This is a genomic window from Nonomuraea sp. NPDC049784 (assembly GCF_040659615.1).
Lineage (GTDB): Bacteria > Actinomycetota > Actinomycetes > Streptosporangiales > Streptosporangiaceae > Nonomuraea.
This window is the reverse complement of record NZ_JBFAMX010001115.1, coordinates 1-1,842: the sequence shown is the minus strand read 5'-3', so window position 1 is coordinate 1,842 and position 1,842 is coordinate 1. Positions and strand designations below refer to the sequence as shown.

At 73.3% G+C, this 1,842-nt stretch carries 1 protein-coding gene; it reads left to right on the top strand.

Annotated elements, in window-relative coordinates; genetic code table 11:
* Positions 1-1,760 (top strand): sugar-binding protein (locus AB0J09_RS63850; protein WP_360714140.1); only part of this gene is annotated, 1,760 nt, incomplete at its 5' end.
* Between the last annotated feature and the right edge of the window lie 82 nt (positions 1,761-1,842).

The following is a 1,842-nucleotide window of genomic DNA, read 5'->3' as shown; positions in this document are numbered from 1 at the left end:
CGATCCTCGACGGGGCGCTGACCAGGGCCTCCGGCACGGTCCCGCTCGGCACCCTGTTCAGCCTGAGCACCAGCACGTTCGACGTCCGGCCTGGAACGCCGTTCACGGTCAAGGTCACGGCGACCGCGCCCTCTCGCGAGTCGCTGGGCCGGTCGTCGGTGACGCTGGTCGTCCCCGAGGGCTGGCAGGTCAGCGGCTCGGGCGACCTCGGCGGGCTCTCCGCCGGGCGTACCAGGACGGCGACGTTCACCGTCACCCCGGCTCAGGGCACCGGACGGGCGCGCGTCTCGGCCACGCTGACCACCGAGCACGGCCGCGGGTACACCGACCGTCAGGTCGAGGTCAGCCCCGCCGTACGGGCGACGCAGCAGCTCCTCCCCCAGGTGGCCCAGTACGAGAAGTGGACCTCCGAGGTAGGCGTGCCGCAGCTGCGCGGCATCGTCACGCCCGTGCTCACGCTGCCCTCCGGCGGCTCCAGGCAGGTCGGCGTCGTGGTGACCAACGTCAGCGACGCCGCCAAGTCCGGCACCGTGCGCGTCGACCTGCCCGCCGGGTTCACCGCGGACCGCGCGGAGGCCCCCTACACCGATCTGGCCGCCGGGGCCTCGACGACGGTTCCGTTCACCGTCACCAACTCCGACCCCTCGCTGAAGACGTCCAACCAGGGCGGCGACTACGCGTACACCATCAGCGTGGACGGCGCGGTCGAGAGCAAGCCGGCGCTCGAGCTGGTCCCGGCCACCGCCATCCCGCAAGCGTCTCCGTCCGTGGACGGCGTGGAGGGCGACGGCGAGTATCCGGGTGCCGCCCTCGACATCTCGCGCCTGTGGGAGGGCACCGCGTGCTCGTCGGCGGCCGACTGCTCGGGCACGGCCAAGCTCGCCTGGCACGACGACACCCTCCACCTGCTGGTCCAGGTGAAGGACGACGTGCTCGGCACGCGGCTGGCCGCCGCCGACTGCAAGCGGCACTGGCGTACCGACTCGGTGGAGGTCACGTTCGACCCGCGCGGCACGTCCGAGAACACCTCGACCACGTTCAAGGCGGCGGTGCTGCCGGTGACGGCCGAGGGGCCTGCGTGCTTCGAACGGGACGCCGACAACCGTCAGGGACCGGGCGAGCAGACCGCGCCGGGCATGCGGGTGGCCTCGAAGGTCGTCTCAGGCGGCTACACCGTGGAGATGTCCATCCCGATGGCGCTCCTGCCAGGCTCGGTCGACCCCTCCCACCTGGGCATGAACATCCTGGTCTACGACTCCGACACCCAGGACAAGACCGGCCAGACCCGGATCGGCTGGTCGACATGGGGCGGCGTGCAGGGCGACCCGTACCGGTGGGGCGTCGCCACGCTGACCGGCTACCAGCCACCCGCCGACCGGCCCGTCCCCGACCCGGTGATCCCGGACACGGCCCTGTCCAGCCTGGACTCGCCGCAGTCGCTGGAGCAGGCGGTCCGGGTGCACGTGCCGCTCGCCGGCGGGCCCGCCGCCGAGGAGTCGCAGAGCGGCTGGGCGACCTCCGCCTCCACCGGCCAGGACGGAGTGAAGGTGACGGTGCGGGCGAACGCGGCCGGCAAGGCGCACGTGTTCGTCCGGGATGACCAGGGCACGGCGGGCAGCCGTATCGTCACGGTCTCCCGCAAGGGGGCCACGACCGTGACCGTGCCCCTGTCACGCGCCCTCGCCGCCCACCCGACGGTGGTGGCGGGCTGGGAGGCGTCCGCTGGAGGGACGGCGGCCTCGCAGGTGAAGGTGCGCTGAAGGTTGGCCGCCCGTCCCGGCGGGGCGGGGCTGGCGGCGCACCTCACGGTGCTTCTCCCCGCCCCTGTTGGAGGGAGCGGGT